This window comes from Variovorax sp. P2_H12, from assembly GCF_056403395.1.
Genome location: NZ_JBFUFO010000144.1, coordinates 1 through 545 on the forward strand (window position 1 = coordinate 1; position 545 = coordinate 545).

A 545-nucleotide genomic window follows, 5' to 3' on the forward strand; every position below is an offset into this window, starting at 1 on the left:
CTCCCATGCTGCTCAGTCGTCCGTGGGCGCCGTACCCCAGGTCGCGGACAGCAGGCAGAGTTGAAAGCGCGAGATGTCTCCGAACTTCGTCCGGATGTTGACGACATGGTGCTTCACCGTCCGCTCAGTAATCCCGAGCCTCATGGCCAGGTCCCGTGTCGATGGTCCGTCGCGCAGCTGCCGGAACACCTCCGTCTCCCGTGCTGTCAGGCCGGCGGCCATACGGGAAATATCCGCAACAGAGAACCTCCCCCTACCGGAGCCCCCGTCCTGCCCCTCCAGGACGGTTGTGCGCCCGCGCAACTCCAGTTTGTCCATCGTGCCCCCTTCCACGTCGGGCTCCTTCAGCCCCGAATGACGGTAACATGACGATAAGTARCTAATGTATACAGAAGGGGAGTTGTTGATCACGCGCCACTTTCCTCCGCACTCGGCGCCAAGGACGCCACAGTGCGTCGATCAACCGCTGAGGGACGCTGCCAGCTTCAGCCGGTCGGCAAGCTGACGCTTCGCCAGGTCCAAGACCTCGGCGTTCCGGTCGATAC

General features: G+C 62.9%; 1 protein-coding gene. It reads right to left on the bottom strand.

Going from position 1 to position 545, the window contains the following annotated elements; translation table 11 throughout:
• Window positions 1-12: 12 nt before the first annotated feature.
• Window positions 13-318, bottom strand: a complete 306-nt coding sequence (locus tag AC1DYK_RS35570) for a helix-turn-helix domain-containing protein (protein WP_406309857.1) — start codon at window positions 316-318, stop codon at window positions 13-15.
• Between the last annotated feature and the right edge of the window lie 227 nt (window positions 319-545).

What these genes read in the sequence shown, in the direction of transcription:
- AC1DYK_RS35570 (WP_406309857.1), bottom strand. Translation starts at nt 318, where the DNA reads ATGGACAAACTGGAGTTGCGCGGGCGCACAACCGTCCTGGAGGGGCAG.